Origin of the sequence: Marinobacter sp. DUT-3, from assembly GCF_050379435.1 — a bacterium.
Classification (GTDB): domain Bacteria; phylum Pseudomonadota; class Gammaproteobacteria; order Pseudomonadales; family Oleiphilaceae; genus Marinobacter.
This window is the reverse complement of record NZ_JBNRMG010000004.1, coordinates 416,751-435,651: the sequence shown is the minus strand read 5'-3', so window position 1 is coordinate 435,651 and position 18,901 is coordinate 416,751. Positions and strand designations below refer to the sequence as shown.

Genomic DNA, 18,901 nt, shown 5'->3' with positions numbered 1-18,901 from the left:
GGCAGGTCTCCCCCTTCGGTGGGGCTGTAAGGACAATAATGCGAATGCTTGTTCGGATTTTTGCTTTTCCCCGGTTTGTCACTGGAAAGTCCACGGCCTGAGGGATGTGTTTTCGGGATTTGCGACTATGCTTTGCTCAGGGCCCTGCGTTGGATGCAGGGCAGCGACCTCATGAACTGGAAATACGGAGGACCTTGTGACAGAACGGAAGGTGGTCACCGTGTTTTACGATGAGCGGGTTCTCAATCACTTCCCGGATGTGAATACCGCTTTTCTGCCCGGACGTCTGGATAAGCGAATTCGCACGATCCTGTCCGGCCTCAATGTGCAATGGAAGTACCCCGAACATCCCGGACGCCTGGATGCGATCATGGATCTGCTCAAACGGGAGCCTATTCCCGGGGTGGCGTTCGCGGCGGGGCAGGCCGCCACCCGGGAGCAGCTGGCCCGTGTTCACACCATGTCGTTCCTGGACGATATTTTCTCCCTCAGGGATGAAAGTGCCTGGCTGGATGTCGACACCACTGCGGTATCGCCAGGCAGTGTTGAAGCGGCAGAGGTGGCTGCGGGCACGGCCATAGCTGCAGTGGAGTCGGTGGTGGCGGGCCAGACGGAGAGCGCGTTCGCAATGGTACGCCCGCCGGGGCATCATGCCGAACCGGCGCGGGCGAGGGGGTTCTGCCTGTTCAACAACGTTGCGGTTGCGGCGGCCCATGCTCAGGTGACACTGGGCTGCGAGCGCGTGTTGATCCTGGATTGGGATGCTCATCATGGCAATGGCACCCAGGATATTTTCTGGGCCGATCCCGACGTGATGTTTATTGATCTGCATCGGGCAGCGCCGTTCTATCCGGGGTCGGGCGCACTGCAGGATATCGGTGCCGGTCGGGGTGAAGGTACCACTGTGAACGTGCCACTGCCCGGCGGAGCCGGCGATGTGGCGTATTTCCGCGCGCTGCAGGAGATCGTAGTGCCGGCAGCGGATTACTTCAAACCGGATCTGATCCTGGTCTCAGCGGGCTTTGATGCCCACTGGTTCGATCTGGCAATGAATGTAAGCTATGAGGGCTTCGCCGCCATGACCGGGGTAATACAGACCCTGGCCCGGCGGCATTGTGATGGTCGGCTGGTGTTTGTCCTGGAAGGGGGATACAACACGGAATCCCTGTCACGTGGGGTGCATTCGGTCTTGGAGGTGCTGGCAGGCGGGTCGGTCCCCGATCCCCGGGTCTGTGGCATGGATGAAGTGGATCAGGCCATCGAGTTTCACCTGGGTGCTTTTTCTGACGACGAGAGGACCTGAAGTGGCGGCTTCAGAACACGACACTCGAATTCCTTTCCACGAGTTGGAAGGGTTGCTGAAAACGATTTTCGAACACCACGGCACCTCGCCGGCGGTGGCCCGCACCCTGGCCCATAACTGCGCCAGCGCCCAGCGGGACGGTGCGCTCAGCCATGGGGTTTTTCGTATACCGGGTTACCTGTCGACCCTCAGAAGTGGTTGGGTAAACGGCCAGGCGGTCCCGAAAGTGGAGAGCGTTGCGCCGGGATTTGTCGTCGTGGACGCCTGCAACGGGTTCGCACAGCCTGCATTGGAGGCCGCCCACAACCTGATGCTGAAGAAGGCTCGGGCCAATGGCATTGCCATGCTCGCGATTCGTAATTCCCATCATTTCGCGGCTCTGTGGCCGGATGTGGAGCCCTTTGCACGGGAGGGTATGGTGGCCCTGGCATTCGTCAACAGCATGGCCTGCGTGGTGCCCTTCGGTGGTAAAAAGCCTCTGTTCGGCACCAACCCCATCAGCTTTGCCGCGCCCCGGGCCGGAGCGGATCCCCTGGTGTTTGACCTGGCCACCAGTGCCATCGCACACGGTGACGTGCAGATCGCCGCGCGGGAAGGCAGCAGCCTGCCCAACGGCTGTGGCGTGGATGCCCAGGGCAACCCCACCACCGATCCGGCCGCGATCCTCAATGGTGGAGCGCTGCTGCCCTTCGGCGGCCACAAGGGTTCTGCGCTGTCGATGATGGTGGAATTGCTGGCGGCGGCGCTGACCGGCGGAAACTTCTCTTTCGAGTTCGACTGGTCACCCTATCCGGGCGCGAAAACCCCCTGGACCGGGGAACTGGTGATTGTCATTGATCCTTCCAGGGGCGCGGGTGGCGACTTTGCCAAACGCACCGAAACCCTGGTGCAGGAAATGGTATGGGCGGGCCAGCCCCGACAGCCCGGGGAAAGGCGCTATCTGCGGCGGGCGGAGGCCATGGCGCAGGGAGTGATTATTGGTGGGGAAGAACTTGACCATCTTCGTGAGTTGGCTGGCGTTGTGTGAGAGGCGGCTACCCTTGACGGCGATAGTCTGAGGGCGACTGGCCGAATCGACGCCTGAATGCCCGTGAAAACTGACTGTGGTCGCCGAAGCCACATGCCAGCGCGACGGCGATGATCTTGGCGGATGGATTCTGTAGCAGACGTCGTGCCCGCAGCAGTCGCTGTTCCTGAACGTACTGGTAGGGCGCCAGCCCAAAGCTGGCGCGGAACAGGCGGGCGAAATGGTAGGGGCTGAGGTTGAGCCAGCCGGCCATGGTGGCCAAATCCAGGGGTTGGCCCAGGGATTCGTCAATCCGATGGGTCAGCTGACGTTGTTGCGAACGGGAAAATCGCCCGCTGGCGGTCGGTTCCGGAAGGGTGTGAGCACCATAGCGGCCGGCGATCTGCACGATCAGCCAGTGTGCCAGGTGATCCATTGCCTGAGGCTGGCTGGCGGATTCCCATTCACTCATGTCCAACAGGCGTCCGGCCTGGGCGATCATATCGTCCTCAATCTGGTAACGTTCGCCAAGTTGCAGGGCCAGGGGCTCCCGGTCCCAGGTGCGTTCGACGCAGCGGTGCAGGTCCTGGTCGGTGAAGTAAAAATGCAGGAATTCGAACGGGCCGTTGATGCGCCAGAGCGACTGGCTGCCGGCGGGAAACAGGCAGACCGCACCGGGAAAACCATGGCTGACGGCCTGGCCGTTCACCTGCCGGGTGGTGTGCTCGCCGCCGCGGGTGTAGATGCTGAGGGCGTGATGACGGGGGCGCTCATAGCGGGCCTCGCCATGGTGATTGTGCCAGTGGGCAAGGGCGCGGCCGTCGTTCAGTTCCAGCACACGGCGGGGCGCTGCGCCGGCTGTGGTCAGCGCATGGACAATGTCCCTGGTTTCGTCTCGGCTCGTGGCCATTCCGTTCGGCTCCTGATGTCTCCTCACCTTTATCCCTCACTACCGCAAGAATCTTCCACCCTTTGACAGGATCTGACAAGTCACGGGTTACTGACCGGGCTATGCTCCGGAGTCCCTGTTGAATTGAGGAGCGTCTTGCCATGCCCATCAGTGCTCATTATGCCCTGACCGTTCTGATCTGGGGGCTCACCTGGACAGCCATTCGGCTGCAGGTCGAATCCGCTGCCGTGGATATCTCGGTGTTCTACCGCTTTGTCCTGGCCGCTGCGGTGGCCCTTGGCGGGCTGGCACTGTTGCGGCGACTGCCACGGCTGACCGTCAAACAGCATGGCTGGCTGGCGCTGCAGGGGCTAACGCTGAACAGCATCAATTTCCTGTTGATCTATCGCGCCGCAGAAAACATGACCAGTGGCCTGCTGGCAGTGGTGTTTTCCCTGGTGGCCCTGTTCAACGCCTTCAATGGGTGGTTGTTCATGGGCATTCGTCCCAATCCCCGCATCTATCCGGCGGTGACACTGGGCATTTCCGGTGTCGCCCTGCTGTTCTGGCACGATTTGCAGATAGGCAACGCCGCGCTGCCAGCGCTGCTGTTTGCGGCAGCGGGCACCTTCTGGTTTTCCCTGGGGAACCTGCTCAGCCTGAAGGTTCGCGAGGAAAACATTCCCTTGCTGGCCGGCAATGCCTGGGCGATGTTTTACGGTGCCGTTGCGCTGGGCATCTGGTGCCTGGTGAGTGGCGTTGAATGGGAGATGCCGCAGGGTGCAACGTTCTGGGGCGCGACCCTGTTCCTCGCGATTCCCGGGTCGATCGTGGCGTTCTTCAGCTACATCACCGTTATCCGTGAGCTGGGCGCTGACAAGGCCGGCTACGCCACAGTCCTGTTCCCGGTGGTGGCCCTGAGTGTGTCGACCTGGCTGGAAGGGTTTGTCTGGAGCGGTACCGCGCTGGCGGGGGCCTGCCTGGCGATCCTTGGTAACTACGTGCTGTTCCGCAAGCCCCGGGCCACGGCGAGACTGGCGTAATCGCTGTTCTGTTTGCGGTTTTGGGGCTAAGCTTCTGGTAGAGACAGGAGGGCGCTATGTTTGTGGCAGAAAAATACACCGGCCATTTAATTGAAGTGCTGGATATCCCGGCCCTGTTCGATCCCCACAGAACCCGCATCAAGGGCAGTATGCAGTACGGTGAGGAAGCCCAGGATCCGGAGTTCTATGAAAAGTCGGAGCTGGGGTTTCCCTCCGGTGAAGCCTTGCCGAAATGCTGGACCGATCCCAATTATCGGCTGAAGAAATGACCGTGTGTGTCGGATTAGGCGAAGCCGTAATCCGACCCCACCTGTTCAATTTCTAACCGGCCAAAGTTGAAACCCCACCTTCTTTTCTGTAGCCTTTATTTTAATTGAACGTTCAATTAATAAAATGTGAGCCGGAAAACAGCGAAGCCGCCATGCCGATTGTTGGAGTTAAAGACACACGAAAGCAGCAGTTGATCGACGCCACCATGGAGTCCATCGCCGAGCTGGGAATGCAGAACACCACCATCGTGAGCATCAGCAAACGGGCGGGGATGTCCTCGGGCATTATCAGTCATTATTTCGGAGGCAAGCAGGGCCTGATTGAAGCGGCACTGCGTTATTTGCTGGATCAGTTGGGCAGGGAATTGCGGGAGCGTATGGCGAAGACCGACGGCTCCCCGGAACAGCGGCTAAACTGCATTATTGAGTCCAATTTTTCTGAATTCCAGCGCTCGGCGCTGGCCGCCAAGACCTGGCTGAGCTTCTGGGCGCGCTCCATGCATGAGCCCGGCCTCCAGCGGCTGCAACAAATCAACAACGCGCGGCTGTACAGCAACCTGCGCTATTCCTTTGCCCGGGTGCTGCCAGCGGCAGACGCCACCGAAGCGGCGCGGCAAACGGCGGCGTTGATTGACGGCTTCTGGCTGCGCAGCGCACTGAGTCTGGATCCGCTCGAGAGCTTTGAGGCCGGCGAGCGGCTCTGCAAGAAATTCGTTCACGAGACGCTGGCGCAGGCAAGCGCCTGACACACGGTTCACAAGACCACGAAGTCATCAGATTGAGGTTACCCGCTATGTCACTGTCCACATCCGAAACCGTTGTTCAAAACTTTGTCCATGGCCGCTTTCTGGCCAACAGCTCCGGCGAAACTTTCCCGGTGGTGAATCCTGCCAACGGCCAGGTGATCTATCGGGTAGAAGTGGCCGATGAATCTATCCAGCAGGCGGCCATCGAGAGCGCCCGCGCCGGCTTCGCGGAATGGTCGGCGATGACCGCCATTGAGCGCAGTCGAATACTGCTCAGGGCTGTGGCACTGCTTCGCGAACGCAATGATGAACTGGCGGCCGTGGAAGTGAAGGACACCGGCAAACCCTGGCAGGAAGCGGAAGCCGTGGATGTGGTCACCGGCACTGATGCCATCGAATTCTTTGCCGGCCTGGCTCCGTCCATTGAGGGCAATCAGCAGGATCTGGGCGGTGATTTCTATTACACCCGCCGCGAGCCGCTGGGCATCTGCGCGGGCATTGGTGCCTGGAACTACCCGATCCAGATTGCCTGCTGGAAGTCCGCTCCGGCGCTGGCCTGCGGTAACGCGATGATTTTCAAACCGTCGGAAGAAACCCCGATGGGAGCCGTCAAGCTGGCGGAAATCTTTATCGAGGCAGGCGTGCCGGCGGGCGTGTTCAACGTGGTGCAGGGTGCGGCAGACGTCGGCCAGTGGCTGACCCATCATCCCGAGATCGCCAAGGTATCCTTCACTGGCGAAGTGGGCACCGGCAAAAAGGTGATGGCGGCTGCGGCATCGTCCCTGAAGGACGTGACCATGGAGCTGGGCGGCAAGTCCCCATTGATCATCTTTGACGACGCGGACCTTGAGAATGCGATCTCCGCCGCGATGGTGGGCAACTTCTACACCCAGGGCGAGATCTGCACCAACGGTACCCGGGTGTTTGTTCATGAGGATATCTACCCGCGCTTTATGGACCGCCTGTTGGAGCGCACCCGCAAGAACATCAAACCGGGTGACCCGATGAATCCGGACACCAACTACGGCGCGCTGATTTCCGCCAAACACCGGGATCTGGTGCTGGACTATATCGCCAAAGGGATCGCCGAAGGCGCCACCCTGAGCCACGGCGGCCGGGCGTTTGATCCGGAGGATTCCAAAGGCGGCTACTTCGTGGAGCCCACCATCTTCTCCGATTGCACCGATGACATGACCATCGTGAAGGAAGAGATCTTTGGCCCGGTGATGTCAGTGCTCACTTTCTCCGGGGAAGACGAGGTGATTGCCCGGGCCAACAACACCGACACTGGTCTGGCTGCCGGCGTGTTCACCAACGACATCCGCCGCGCTCACCGGGTGATTCACCAGATCCAGGCAGGTATCTGCTGGATCAACAGCTACGGAGCCTCCCCGGCGGAAATGCCGGTCGGTGGCTACAAACTCTCCGGCATCGGCCGCGAAAACGGGCGCGAGACCATTTCCCACTACACCCAGATCAAATCGGTGTATGTAGGGATGGAAGACCTCGACGCCCCGTTTTAATCCCGCTGGCCACACAGGAGAACGCGTATGACAGAAAATCAATACGACTACATCATTGTGGGTGCGGGCTCGGCTGGTTGCGTACTGGCCAACCGTCTCACTGAAGACGCGCGCCACAGGGTGCTGCTGCTGGAAACCGGCGGCAGCGACAAGAGCATCTTTATCCAGATGCCGACGGCCCTGTCCATTCCCATGAACACCAAAAAGTACGCCTGGCAGTTCGAGACCGAGCCGGAGCCGTACCTGGATAATCGCCGCATGCACTGCCCTCGGGGCAAGGTACTGGGCGGTTCGTCTTCCATCAACGGCATGGTTTATGTCCGTGGCCACGCCCGGGATTTCGACGAGTGGGAATCCGAAGGTGCGGAGGGCTGGAATTACCGGCAGGTATTGCCGTACTTCAAGAAAGCGGAAACCTGGGCCTTTGGTGGCGATGACTACCGGGGCGACAAGGGCCCGCTGGGGGTGAATAACGGCAATAATATGCAGAACCCGCTCTACGAGGCCTTCATCAAGGCCGGTGCGGATGCCGGCTATTTCGAGACCGGGGATTACAACGGCGCCCAGCAGGAAGGTTTCGGCGCCATGCACATGACCGTCAAGAACGGTCGCCGCTGGTCCACCGCCAACGCCTACCTGCGCCCGGCCATGGAGCGCCCGAATCTGACGGTGGTGACCCATGCTCTGGTGCACAAGGTGCTTTTGGATGGACAGGACGGCAAGACCGCCACCGGCGTGCGCTATGAGCAGGGCGGCAAGATTCATGAGGCAAAAGCCGCGGAAGAGGTGATCCTGTCCGCCGGTTCCATTGGCTCCCCCCATCTGTTGCAGCTGTCCGGTATCGGCAAGCGCGAGGTACTGGAAAATGCCGGCATCGACGTACAGCACGAGCTGCCGGGCGTGGGCGGGAATCTGCAGGACCATCTGGAGTTTTATTTCCAGTTCCGCTGTAAGCAGCCGGTCTCCCTCAACGGCAAGCTGGACTGGTGGAACAAGCTCAAAATCGGCGTGCGCTGGATTCTGCGCAAGGACGGCCTCGGCGCCACCAACCACTTTGAATCCTGCGGCTTTATCCGCTCCAAGGCGGGGGTCGAGTGGCCGGACCTGCAATACCACTTCCTGCCGGCGGCCATGCGCTACGACGGCAAGGAAGCCTTTGCGGGCGACGGTTTCCAGCTCCATATCGGTCATAACAAGCCGAAAAGCCGCGGCTTTGTGCATGTGCAATCCGCTGATCCGAAGCAGGCGCCGACCATTCGCTTCAACTACATGGAACATGAGGCCGACCGCGAAGGCTTCCGAGACTGTGTCCGCCTGACCCGGGAAATCATCAGCCAGCCGGCGATGGATGAGTACCGTGGTACGGAAATCCAGCCGGGTGTCGAGGTGCAAAGCGACGAGGAAATTGATGCCTTTGTTCGCCAGGCGGTGGAAAGCGCCTATCACCCATCATGCTCCTGCAAGATGGGCATCGACGAGCTCGCGGTGGTGGACCCGCACACTCGGGTTCACGGCATTGAAAACCTGCGGGTGGTGGACTCGTCCATTTTCCCGACTATTCCCAACGGCAACCTGAACGCGCCCACCATTATGGTGGCCGAGCGGGCAGCCGATCTGATCCGGGGCAAGGAGCCCCTGCAACCTTCTGACGCGCCTGTGGTGATGGATGACCAGTGGCAGGGGCGGCAGCGACCGGGACAGGCAAAGCGCGCTCTGAGTTAGCGCGCCGTCATCCCCCACCCGGGCGTGCAATGTGCCCGGGGTTTTGCAAGCCCTCAGGATTTCCCTATCAGCGCGACGGCATCCCGCCGTTTCCGGGCGCCGGATAGGCAAGTCCTGGGTTTGTGTCCGATTCGAAATAAGCAGCGCTTACAAAGTAGAGGAGGAACACCCATGCTGTTCACTAAAATGATGAAAGATAACCGGAGGTGCAGCGCATGACGCTCTGGTTATCCACCGGCCTGATTTTCACTTTCGCCGCCATTGTGCTGATTCTGTACAAGTGGTGGGACATCCAGTGCATTGGCGTAACGCCAGTTCGCACTTTCACCTTTATCGCCATCCTGTTCACGTCCGGGCTGGATGTGGGGCTGATCATGTTCCCGCTGACCGAATTTGGTGGTTACGGCGATCTGTCGGCAAGTCCGGAGTACGGCTTCGCCAACCCCCTGGCCATTGAGTTTGGCTTCTGGGCCTTCCTGATCTGGGGCTTCTATTTCCTGACCTGCTTCTATTTCGCGATCATTGAACCGCGGGTGCAGTTCTTCGAGATTCCGCTGGTGAAAATCGTCAACAACGTGGTGATCATCGGCACCTGTGCGTTTACCGCTTACCTATTGCTGGTGAACCTGCCCTGGTACCTCCCGCAACTCGGTGACGGTGAGTCCGTCGTGCCGGCGTTCTACTTCATTGTGTTTGCCGCGATTGGCCTGGCGGTCTACTCCAGTTCCAAGATCAAGTACGTGCGCATTCTCAGCCTGGGCTCCAGTGTGCTGTTCATTGCCCTGATCGTCGGCATGTGGTTCCGGGCGTTCGTGCTGGGCGCGGGCTCCCCTGGGGATTTCCTCGGCACTGCCGGACTGTTGGGTGAGTATTTCACCAACATCCACCAATTTGCTTTGCCGATCAATGACTACCACGAGTTTTACCTGTTCTGGTGGTTCGCCTGGAGCATTATGATTGGCCAATTCACCGCCCGTTTCGTCAGCGGTATCCGCACCTGGCAACTGTTGCTCGCCATGCTGGTGGTGCCGTCCATCGCCATCGGGGTGTGGTTCTCGGTGCTTTACCATTATCACGCCGAAAGTCTTGAGATCGCGGCGTTCACCAACCTGGCCATGATTACCGTGGGCGTGCTGATGGTGGTGAACTCACTGGACTCCCTGATCCGGCTCTACACCGACAACCTGAATATGACCGCCGAGCGCCTGGGCCGGGCGAACTACGTGGTGTTCAACTTCCTCGCGATGGTGGGCCTGACCATGCTGTTCCAGCTGGATTTCCTGAAGATTCAGTGGGTCGGCGCTCTGGTTATTGCCCTGTATTTTGCCTGCTTTGCCTACATCCTGACGAAGAAGCGGGCGGAAGTGATGGCCATCAAAGCGTCACCGAAAGAGAATATTCTCGACTTCCGTAAGATTGAACTTGCCGGTTAAAGCCCCATAAAGGGAAGCAGTAGTCGTTTCAGGGGATTGGAGCGGCTGCTGTGACGCTTCGGGGGACAGGTACACTGGCCCGGAGGTTCAATGGATAGGTAATGCCTATCTGTCGTTTGGAAATAATCAATTTTGACGAAGCGTCGAAAACCCGTATCTTTGTCCCCGTACTTTAATCAACACGCAAACGAACCAACAGGAGTTATCTTAAATGGGCGTGATTAACAGCGAGATCAAACCGTTCAACGCAACTGCCTTCAAGCAGGGCGAGTTTGTTGAAATCTCCGAAGCTGATGTAAAAGGTAAGTGGTCCGTATTTTTCTTCTACCCGGCCGACTTCACTTTCGTATGCCCGACCGAGCTGGGCGACGTTGCAGACAAGTACGAAGAGCTGCAGAAGCTGGGCGTGGAAGTGTTCTCTGTTTCCACTGACACCCACTTCACCCACAAGGCATGGCACGACGCTTCCGAGACCATCGGTAAGATCAACTACTTCATGGTTGGCGACCAGACCGGCACCATCACCAACAACTTCGGTGTGATGCGTGAAGGCCAGGGCCTGGCAGACCGTGCCACTTTCCTGATCGATCCGGATGGCGTTATCCAGGCCATGGAAATCACTGCTGAAGGTATCGGCCGTGACGCGGACGACCTGATGCGCAAGGTGAAAGCCGCTCAGTACGTTCGTAACCATCCGGGCGAAGTATGCCCAGCCAAGTGGAAAGAAGGCGAGGAAACTCTGGCGCCTTCCCTGGACCTGGTTGGCAAGATCTAAGCTCCTCCCCGAGAGTAGCTCAAGAGCAAAAAACCCCGGATTATCCGGGGTTTTTTGTGTCTGGGGAAACCGCAGTGCCACGGGCCTTGAGGCGATAGAACTCCTCGATGACGCCGGCCATGGCATCCGGGCAGTAAGGCCGCAGGCCGCTCAGTATTAGGTGTTTGGTAACTTCGCCCACGGCCTTGCCGTCTGCGGTCAGCTGGTACTCCAGCAGAACGTTGCCCCGCTTCCCGGCCGCCTCCAGCGTTGCGTTACTCAGTTCGAGGTCCGGCGACGGCAGATCCAGGTCGTTCAGGGCCAGGCTCATGCTCTCGTACATGACCATCGGGCGATCGGGATTGAACATCACCCCGTTCGACTCCATCAACGGCTTCAGGGTATGGGGGAAGTTCTTGCCGGAGGCGGCCACGTAGGCGCGGGTAATATCCTCGATCAGCTGCTGGTCCTCGGTGCGGGCGCCACTGCGGGTCACTTCGATATAGACCTTGCCGGCGTCATCGCAAACGTTAATACCGCTTTCGGTTTCCACAAACCGTAAGGGCACGTCGGCACCCAGCAGGCTACGAAATCTGAACGTCATGTTTTCCGAGAGCCCGAAACGGGCCAGAATGATGGCGAAGAGCAGGTCCCCGGGAACGCAGAAGCGGCGGGCATCCGGATCATGAATAGGGTTGAAGTCTCCCGCGATCTCTTTGGCGAACTGACTAGCCTGCAGGGCGGAGATATGTACGTGCCCGTCCTGGACGGTGTGGAAACGATCTAGAAACATGCGTTGCCTATTCTGAGTACCAGAGAGTGGTTATTCGGTGTCCTTGTTACACGATACGCTGACAAGCTGCCGTTGGGTATTCGCTATTGGTCAAGCCTGGGAAGCATCCACTGAAAGGGCATAGCAAAGTCCTATCAAACCGTTTGGGGCAATTAATTTGAGCATTGGCTTGCCAGTCCGTATCTTCATCGCATCTCATATTAATTGACCCGTTTCAATTTCAGAAACCCAGTTTCAGTCTCTAAAGGAGAAGCACGACTATGTTGGATGCCAGCATCAAGGAACAACTCAAGGCGTATATGGATAAGCTGCAGCAGCCGATCGAGCTGGTTGCCGCCTATGACGATAGCAAGAAGTCCCAGGAGCTACGTGAGCTCCTTGAAGAGCTGGAGCCCATGTCTGAGAAGATCAGCCTGCGCACCGAGGAAGATCCGGATGTGCGTCGCCCTTCCTTCGCCATTAATCGTGTGGGCACCGATATTGGAGTGCGTTTCGCTGGCATTCCCATGGGCCACGAGTTCACCTCGCTGGTGCTGGCCCTGCTGCAGGTGGGCGGCCATCCGTCCAAGGCCTCTCAGGAGGTGATCGAGCAGGTTCAGTCCCTGGACGGCGAGTTCGAGTTCGAAACCTATTTTTCCCTGTCCTGCCAGAACTGCCCGGACGTGGTGCAAGCCCTCAACCTGATGAGTGTGCTGAACCCGAAGATCAAGCACACCTCCATCGACGGCGCCCTGTTCCAGGACGAAGTCGAGAAGCGCGAAGTCATGGCGGTGCCGAGCGTTTATCTGAACGGCGAGAACTTCGGCCAGGGCCGGATGACGCTGGAAGAAATTGTGGCCAAGCTGGATACCAACTCCGATGCCCGCGAAGCCGAAAAGATCAACGGCAAAGACGCCTTTGAAGTACTGGTCATTGGCGGGGGGCCGGCTGGCTCGGCTGCGGCCATCTACGCTGCCCGTAAGGGTATCTCCACCGGGATTGCCGCCGAGCGCTTCGGTGGCCAGGTCGCCGATACCATGGGCATCGAGAACCTGATTTCCGTGCCCTATACCGAGGGTCCGAAACTGGTCAGCGCCATGGAGCAGCATGTCACTGAATACGATGTGGACATCATGAACATGCAGCGCGCCGAGAAGCTGATCCCGGCCAGCCGGAAAGGTGGCCTGCATGAGGTTCGCCTAGCCAATGGCGCATCGCTGAAATCCCGCACAGTGGTGCTGTCCACCGGCGCCCGCTGGCGTCAGATGGGCGTGCCCGGTGAGGAAGAATATCGCAACAAGGGTGTGGCCTACTGCCCGCACTGTGACGGCCCGCTGTTCAAGGGCAAGCGCGTGGCGGTGATTGGCGGCGGCAACTCCGGCGTGGAAGCGGCGATCGACCTGGCGGGCATCGTCGGCCATGTCACCCTGATCGAGTTCGGCGCGGAGATGCGGGCGGACGAGGTGCTGCAGAAGAAGCTGCGCAGCCTGAAGAACGTGGAGATCATCACCTCTGGTCAGACCACCGAAATCACCGGTGAGAACGGCAAGGTGAATGGCCTTCAGTACACCGACCGCAACACCGGTGAGAGTCACCACGTGTCACTGGAAGGCGTGTTCGTCCAGATCGGCCTGGTGCCCAACACCGAGTGGCTGAAAGGCGATATCGAGCTGAGTCAGCATGGTGAAATCATCGTCAATGACCGCAATGAAACGTCCATTCCTGGCGTGTTTGCGGCTGGCGACGCCACCACCGTGCCCTACAAGCAGATCGTGATCTCGATGGGTGAAGGCTCGAAGGCGGCACTGAGTGCCTTCGACTTCCTGATCCGCAACTCGGCTGAAGATGAGGACGATCAGGCAGCCTGATCGTCCGGAACTCCTGATGAGAGCAAGGCAGGCCTCCATGGCCTGCCTTTTTTATAGCTCCGGGCTATGGCTGGGTAGAGCCTTCCGACACATCGTCTTCGAGACTGCCTGAGAATTCAGGCTGAATGTCATCCCGCGCAAACAGGTGCCCGTAGGCGGCCCGAATTCCGTCCACGATAAATTCGTGGGGAACGTCGTCGAACACGCCGTGATCATTGACGTATTCCATGTGGGCTTCGCCGGATTCGGTGTATTCCTGGAAAATGGAATCGTTAACGCCATCGAATTCCAGTGGCTCCACGTCCATCAGCTCGCATAACCTGGCGTTGAAGGCGGGGGTGGCTTTGACCCAGCGGTCATTGAGGTACAGTTCAATGAAACCGTGCATGCGGAAGATATCGGACTGCAGGTAATCGATCAGCTTCTGGCTGGATAAATGATTGCGCACATCCGCCAGGCCCAGCCGGCTGGGAATGCCAACGGAACGCGCCGCCGCACCCAGCAGCACCGCTTTGGGAATGCAGTAGGTTTCGCCGCTTTCCAGTGCGTAACTGGCGCTGAACGTCCCGGGATCCGTCCGGAACACGTAGGGGTTGTAGCTCACGGTGTCCCGTACCGCCAGGTACAGGGCTTTCGCCTGTTCGACAGGATCATCCGGCACATTTTGCAACTGGTGACGAATCCATAAGCCCAGCTTGGGATCATCGTAGTCAAAAAACTCGGTAGGCTTCAGGTACTGGTCCATTTGTCGCATCCGGCGATGGTATCTTGTGATGATTGCGCAATGACGGCGCATTCATCAATGATGAATTCTGACAAACAGATTGGCCGAATTCTTAATCTGATCGGATTGCCTTCCTGGAAATGTCCGCTGTTCGGAACGGACATTTTAAACCCGGGCCGATCAGAATTGGCGAGTCAATCCAACGGAGAAGCCATTTAAGTCCGCGTCATCAGTGTCCAGATAGGAAATGTATTCGGCAGTCACGGCTAAATCTTGCTGAATGACCAGGTTGAAACCGAAGGCGTATGAGAAGTCTGAGTCATCCAGCGACTCACTTACTTTCGGAGCTTCGTCATTCCGATTTTCTTTGGTTACCGGGTTGAATTCGAGTTTTCCGCCGGATGCGGCGTAGCCAAGAGAGACGTAAGGGTAGAAACTGGACTCATTGGCGTAACCCAGCACAACATACTGGCCAATTGAGTATTCATGGGTCACATCGATGTCTTTGTAGTCGCCAGACAGAGTAGTGCCATCCGGTATTGTCCAACTATCTTCCGTGACACCAACAGCCAGCCGGGTTTCCACCCCTAAATACGGTGTGAATCTTATGCCAAATTTACCTGTTAAACCGTAGGTATCGAATTCAAGTTCATCGTCAACGTCAAAAGTGTTGTACCCAACGCCCCCGCTTACATAAATCCTGTTCTCCCAGGGCGAAGCAGCATGAGCGTTCAATGTGAAAGCGCAGCCCAGAGCGATCAATCCGATCTTCTTACTTAGTTCCATTGGTCACTTTTCTCCATTTTCCTTTATTGACGTTGCTTGATCGCCTAACCAATAGCACAACGGTTGTCAGCCATGTGGCGAATTTTCAATTGCGGTACAAATAGCTACAAATCAGATACGTTTAGAATCAGGTCGCTTTGACACAGGCAATTCCGTGGCTCAATTTCCGGCATTGTGGCAGTCTGGGAGGGTTTCAGGGAGAGGGGGTAATGGATATGACGCTGCAAACACTTCTGGGAATCAAGTTACCTATCATCCAGGCGCCGATGGCGGGGGTTCAGGGCAGTGAACTGGCCCTGGCGGTGTCCAACGCCGGCGGCCTGGGGTCGCTGCCCTGCGCCATGCTGGGTGCCGATGCCTTGCGCGCCGAGCTGGAAACGCTGGCGGCGGGTACCGCCAAACCCTTCAATGTGAACTTCTTTGCCCACAAGCCGCCCGAGCCGGATGATGCCCGGGAACGGGCCTGGCGGGAAGCGCTGACGCCATACTACCTGGAGTACGGTATCGATCCGGAAGCCATCCCCGCTGGCGGTGGCCGCACTCCGTTTAACGAGGAAGCTGCCGAACTGGTGGAGACCTATAGGCCGGCGGTGGTCAGTTTTCATTTCGGGCTACCCGAGAACACCTTGCTGGAGCGCGTAAAAGCCACGGGCGCCAAAGTCATTTCCACCGCAACCACGGTTGAAGAGGCGGTCTGGCTGGACGAACGGGGGGTGGATGCGATCATTGCCCAGGGGCTGGAGGCGGGCGGTCACAGGGGAATCTTCCTGACCCGGGACCTGTCCACCCAGATGGGTACATTTGCGCTGCTGCCGCAGGTTATCGAAGCAGTGCGCTGCCCGGTTATTGCTGCTGGCGGGATTGCCGATGCCCGGGGCATCCGTGCGGCCATGGATCTGGGGGCCGCCGGAGTCCAGTTGGGCACGGCATTCCTGCTGTGCCCGGAAGCCACTACACGCCCGATCCATCGGGAGGCACTGAAAAGCCCGCAAGCCCGTCACACCGCCCTGACCAATCTATTCTCTGGTGGGCCCGCCCGGGGCATCATGAACCGGGTGATGCGTGAGCTTGGCCCGATGTCCGGGGTTGCTCCGGCGTTTCCCCTGGCGACATCGGCCATTGCACCCTTGCGAGCAAAGGCTGAAGGGGCGGGATCCGGTGATTTTTCACCCCTGTGGTCCGGGCAAAATGCGTCCGGTTGCCGGGAAGTGCCAGCCGGTGAGTTGATTCGCCGGTTGGCTGAGGGGTTATGATCGGATTCTTTGCCGACATGTCACTGGCCGCCATGCTGGGGCAGGTCTGCGGTCTGATTGCCCTGGGCTTCTGCGTTGCCGGATTTGCCAACAGGAATGACGACCGGCTGATGGTGCTGCTGATTTCCGCCAACGTTGCCTTCGCCCTGATGTTCGCGTTCTTTCAAAGCTGGACCGCAGTGGCGTTGACGGTGCTGGTGATCCTGCGGATTGCCCTGGCGCGTAAGTTTCTGGGCAGTTGGCGCATCATGACGGTGATTCTGGCGGTCAACCTTCTGGTGGCTGCGGTGACCTGGCGGGTACCGACGGATGTCTTTCCACTGACAGCCGCAGTTCTGGGTACGGTGGGTATGTTCATGTTGCGGGGCATACCGTTGCGGATTGTGCTCGGGCTGGCGGCACTGTCATGGATGCTCAATAACATCGTGATTGGCTCGGTGGGTGGAACCTTGGCCGAGGGCATGGTGCTGGTGACCAACATCATCACCATTATTCGCCTCCATCGCCTGAAGAAAAAGTATCCGGATGTAATAGAGCCGCTGCTGGGCGGAGAGTCTGATCGTCGTTCGTAATGTCGATTTAATGAATCCGCGCACGACAACCTGCCAAAAGATGTACGACACTATTCAATAGTTTTATCCCAATAACTTTATCGTCAGCTATTGGATCAATGAGATGGATGCTCTGGATCTGGACGTTCTTTACCGCCAGCACTCAAGGCAGGTGCTGGCGACGCTGATCCGTTTGCTGGGGGAATTTGACCTGGCAGAGGAGGCGCTGCAGGACGCGTTTGCAGCCGCCGCCCAGCAGTGGCCGGACCAGGGAGCGCCGGATAATCCGCTGGCCTGGTTGATTCGCTGTGGCCAGAACCGGGGCATTGACCAGATCCGACGGCGACAGACCGTGCGCTTCCACGCCGACGAACTGGCTCGGACCATGGACGAATCCGACACCCCGGACCTGGCGGATTCGTCCCTGCAGGATGACCAGTTGCGACTGATCTTTACCTGTTGTCACCCTGCGCTGGCGGTGGAATCGCAATTGGCGCTGACGCTGCGGGAGGTCTGTGGGCTCACCACGGAACAGGTGGCAAGGGCGTTGTTACAGAAGCCCACCACGCTGGCCCAGAAGATTGTCCGTGCCAAGCGCAAAATCCGCGAGGCGGGCATTCCCTACGAAGTCCCCGACGACAAGCGCCTGCCGGAGCGTCTTGGGGCAGTCCTCCATGTTATCTACCTGATGTTCAATGAAGGCTACGCCCGCACCGAAGGGGAGGGGTTGATCGACGCCAGTCTGACCGCCGAGGCCATCCGCCTTGCGGAATTGCTTGCAGTGCTGATACCGAACGGCGAAGTATTCGGATTGATTGCCCTGATGCGCCTGCAGGACGCCCGCAAGGCGGCCCGGGTGGATGAGCGCGGCGAACTGGTGACGCTGGAAGACCAGGACCGGACCCTGTGGGACAGGGACGAAATCCGACTGGGCAAGGCATGGTTGATGCGGGCACTGGGGCAGTCGCCGGCTGGCACCTACACCCTGCAGGCCGCCATTGCCGCCGCCCACGCCGATGCAGCGAGTTTTGAGGAGACGGACTGGCACGACATCACGGGTCTCTATGATTTGCTCTACCAACGTTCGCCGACGCCGGTTGTTGCCCTGAACCGGGCCGTGGCGGTGGCGATGCTGGAAGGGCCGCAAGCCGGCGTAGCTCTGCTGGAGGGTCTGTCTTCCCACAAAGCCATCCAGAACTACCACCTGTTTCACGCCGCCCTGGCCGACCTGCACCGACGTGCCGGGCATGGAGAGCAGGCTCGGGTGGCCTACGAACGCGCGTTGTCGCTGGCAAACCAGGCCCAGGAAAAGCGTTTTCTTCAGAAGCGGTTATCCGAGATGGGGCGGGGCGACGGGCAATAAAATTCCCGTTCGGTGTCGAAATCACCGACCGGCGGACGACAAGGACACGGGACAAGACAAAGGAGACCCCCCATGAAATACGTGGCATTGGTTTACTACCGGGAACAGATCATCAATGACATGACCGAGCAGCAGTGGCATGACCTCAATCAGGAGTGCATCCGTTGTGTGGAGAATCTGGCTGACAAGGGTAAGTTCCTGGCCGGCCAGGCGCTCCAGCCGGTGGGCAGTGCCACCACCCTGAGGGTCAGGGATGGCGAGGTTCTGATGTCGGATGGTCCCTTCGCTGAAACCAAAGAACAGCTGGCAGGGTTCTATCTGCTGGAGGCCCGGGATTTGAACGAGGCGCTGCAACTGGCAAGCCATATTCCGCCGGCGCGCCTGGGCAGTATTGAAGTTCGTCCGGTGCGGGACCTGCCACCGAAGGACTGAATGGAGCCAGCGGACAATCAGACAGGAGATTGGAACATGACCTATGTGGATGGTTTTGTAGCCGCGGTGCCAACCGCCAACAAGGAAAAATACATCCAGCACGCCAGGGACGCTGCGGTGGTATTCAAGGAGCACGGCGCCCTGAGCCTGGTGGAGTGTTGGGGGGACGACGTGCCCGAGGGTAAGGTCACCTCCTTCCCGATGGCCGTGAAGTGTCAGCCTGAGGAAACGGTGGTGTTTTCCTGGATCACCTGGCCGTCGAAGGAAGTGCGTAACGCCGCGATGCCAAAGGTGATGGAAGATCCGCGCCTGCAGGCCGACGTCAACCCCATGCCTTTCGATGGCAAGCGGCTGATTTATGGCGGCTTCCAGATGGAGGTGGACGAATAGGCCGGGATCCCCGACTGGCCCGCTGAACACTCGGCAACCGGGAGATTGGCCAATTCACCGGTTGCCGTAAATCG

19 protein-coding genes are annotated in these 18,901 nt (G+C 58.9%); 15 read left to right on the top strand and 4 right to left on the bottom strand.

Annotation, left to right across the window (positions count from 1 at the left end; all coding sequences use genetic code 11):
- The first annotated feature begins 196 nt into the window (after positions 1 to 196).
- Both ACQUWM_RS10300 and ACQUWM_RS10295 read left to right on the top strand, forming a co-directional pair.
- The gene (locus ACQUWM_RS10300; protein ID WP_406998598.1) at positions 197 to 1,303 is read left to right on the top strand and encodes a histone deacetylase family protein; all 1,107 of its coding nucleotides are present in this window, start codon (positions 197 to 199) and stop codon (positions 1,301 to 1,303) included.
- The gene (locus tag ACQUWM_RS10295) at positions 1,242 to 2,330 is read left to right on the top strand and encodes an Ldh family oxidoreductase (RefSeq protein ID WP_428922073.1); all 1,089 of its coding nucleotides are present in this window, start codon (positions 1,242 to 1,244) and stop codon (positions 2,328 to 2,330) included. Before ACQUWM_RS10300 ends, ACQUWM_RS10295 begins: the two co-directional genes overlap by 62 nt.
- Positions 2,331 to 2,337: 7 nt before the next feature.
- On the opposite strand, the gene ACQUWM_RS10290 is transcribed toward ACQUWM_RS10295, so the two are convergent.
- Entirely contained in the window at positions 2,338 to 3,219 is an 882-nt protein-coding gene (locus ACQUWM_RS10290; RefSeq protein ID WP_428922072.1) for a helix-turn-helix domain-containing protein, read from the bottom strand.
- A gap of 140 nt (positions 3,220 to 3,359) precedes the next feature.
- Here ACQUWM_RS10290 and ACQUWM_RS10285 point away from each other — a divergent pair, with 140 nt between their 5' ends.
- The 7 genes from ACQUWM_RS10285 to ahpC all read left to right on the top strand — a co-directional run bounded on the left by ACQUWM_RS10285 (position 3,360) and on the right by ahpC (position 10,709).
- Complete coding sequence (locus ACQUWM_RS10285; protein WP_406998604.1) at positions 3,360 to 4,241, top strand: DMT family transporter; 882 nt, start codon at positions 3,360 to 3,362, stop codon at positions 4,239 to 4,241.
- Positions 4,242 to 4,297: 56 nt separating this feature from the next.
- Complete coding sequence (locus tag ACQUWM_RS10280) at positions 4,298 to 4,510, top strand: acetyltransferase (protein ID WP_406989620.1); 213 nt, start codon at positions 4,298 to 4,300, stop codon at positions 4,508 to 4,510.
- A gap of 152 nt (positions 4,511 to 4,662) precedes the next feature.
- The gene (gene betI, locus ACQUWM_RS10275) at positions 4,663 to 5,256 is read left to right on the top strand and encodes a transcriptional regulator BetI (RefSeq protein ID WP_406998606.1); all 594 of its coding nucleotides are present in this window, start codon (positions 4,663 to 4,665) and stop codon (positions 5,254 to 5,256) included.
- A gap of 47 nt (positions 5,257 to 5,303) precedes the next feature.
- On the top strand, positions 5,304 to 6,779 hold the full coding sequence (betB, locus tag ACQUWM_RS10270) for a betaine-aldehyde dehydrogenase (RefSeq protein ID WP_406998608.1): 1,476 nt from the start codon (positions 5,304 to 5,306) through the stop codon (positions 6,777 to 6,779).
- A 27-nt stretch (positions 6,780 to 6,806) separates the two neighbouring features.
- On the top strand, positions 6,807 to 8,501 hold the full coding sequence (betA, locus tag ACQUWM_RS10265) for a choline dehydrogenase (protein WP_428922071.1): 1,695 nt from the start codon (positions 6,807 to 6,809) through the stop codon (positions 8,499 to 8,501).
- Positions 8,502 to 8,716: 215 nt separating this feature from the next.
- Entirely contained in the window at positions 8,717 to 9,934 is a 1,218-nt protein-coding gene (locus ACQUWM_RS10260) for a BCCT family transporter (RefSeq protein ID WP_406998612.1), read from the top strand.
- A 211-nt stretch (positions 9,935 to 10,145) separates the two neighbouring features.
- A complete protein-coding gene (ahpC, locus tag ACQUWM_RS10255) occupies positions 10,146 to 10,709 on the top strand; it encodes an alkyl hydroperoxide reductase subunit C (RefSeq protein WP_406989613.1) in 564 nt (187 codons plus the stop codon).
- A gap of 40 nt (positions 10,710 to 10,749) precedes the next feature.
- Here ahpC and ACQUWM_RS10250 read toward each other — a convergent pair whose 3' ends face one another.
- The gene (locus tag ACQUWM_RS10250) at positions 10,750 to 11,481 is read right to left on the bottom strand and encodes a DUF3581 domain-containing protein (protein ID WP_428922070.1); all 732 of its coding nucleotides are present in this window, start codon (positions 11,479 to 11,481) and stop codon (positions 10,750 to 10,752) included.
- A gap of 260 nt (positions 11,482 to 11,741) precedes the next feature.
- On the opposite strand from ACQUWM_RS10250, the gene ahpF reads away from it, so the two are divergent.
- Positions 11,742 to 13,328, top strand: a complete 1,587-nt coding sequence (gene ahpF, locus ACQUWM_RS10245) for an alkyl hydroperoxide reductase subunit F (protein WP_428922069.1) — start codon at positions 11,742 to 11,744, stop codon at positions 13,326 to 13,328.
- A 64-nt stretch (positions 13,329 to 13,392) separates the two neighbouring features.
- Here the strand turns inward: ahpF and ACQUWM_RS10240 are convergent, their stop codons facing one another.
- Both ACQUWM_RS10240 and ACQUWM_RS10235 read right to left on the bottom strand, forming a co-directional pair.
- A complete protein-coding gene (locus tag ACQUWM_RS10240) occupies positions 13,393 to 14,073 on the bottom strand; it encodes a transglutaminase-like domain-containing protein (protein ID WP_428922068.1) in 681 nt (226 codons plus the stop codon).
- 159 nt (positions 14,074 to 14,232) lie between these two features.
- Complete coding sequence (locus tag ACQUWM_RS10235; RefSeq protein ID WP_428922067.1) at positions 14,233 to 14,838, bottom strand: porin family protein; 606 nt, start codon at positions 14,836 to 14,838, stop codon at positions 14,233 to 14,235.
- A 215-nt stretch (positions 14,839 to 15,053) separates the two neighbouring features.
- Between ACQUWM_RS10235 and ACQUWM_RS10230 the strand changes: the two genes are divergently transcribed.
- The 5 genes from ACQUWM_RS10230 (at position 15,054) to ACQUWM_RS10210 (ending at position 18,827) form a co-directional block, all read left to right on the top strand.
- Entirely contained in the window at positions 15,054 to 16,091 is a 1,038-nt protein-coding gene (locus ACQUWM_RS10230; protein WP_428922110.1) for an NAD(P)H-dependent flavin oxidoreductase, read from the top strand.
- Positions 16,088 to 16,663 carry a YgjV family protein gene (locus ACQUWM_RS10225; RefSeq protein WP_428922066.1) on the top strand — a complete coding sequence of 192 codons (576 nt, stop codon included), beginning with the start codon at positions 16,088 to 16,090 and terminating at the stop codon, positions 16,661 to 16,663. Before ACQUWM_RS10230 ends, ACQUWM_RS10225 begins: the two co-directional genes overlap by 4 nt.
- A gap of 103 nt (positions 16,664 to 16,766) precedes the next feature.
- Positions 16,767 to 18,005 (top strand): RNA polymerase sigma factor, encoded by a 1,239-nt coding sequence (locus tag ACQUWM_RS10220; RefSeq protein ID WP_428922065.1) that lies wholly within the window; start codon positions 16,767 to 16,769, stop codon positions 18,003 to 18,005.
- A 72-nt stretch (positions 18,006 to 18,077) separates the two neighbouring features.
- A complete protein-coding gene (locus ACQUWM_RS10215; RefSeq protein ID WP_406989603.1) occupies positions 18,078 to 18,437 on the top strand; it encodes a YciI family protein in 360 nt (119 codons plus the stop codon).
- A 36-nt stretch (positions 18,438 to 18,473) separates the two neighbouring features.
- Positions 18,474 to 18,827 (top strand): DUF1428 domain-containing protein, encoded by a 354-nt coding sequence (locus ACQUWM_RS10210; protein WP_406998626.1) that lies wholly within the window; start codon positions 18,474 to 18,476, stop codon positions 18,825 to 18,827.
- Positions 18,828 to 18,901 lie beyond the last annotated feature (74 nt).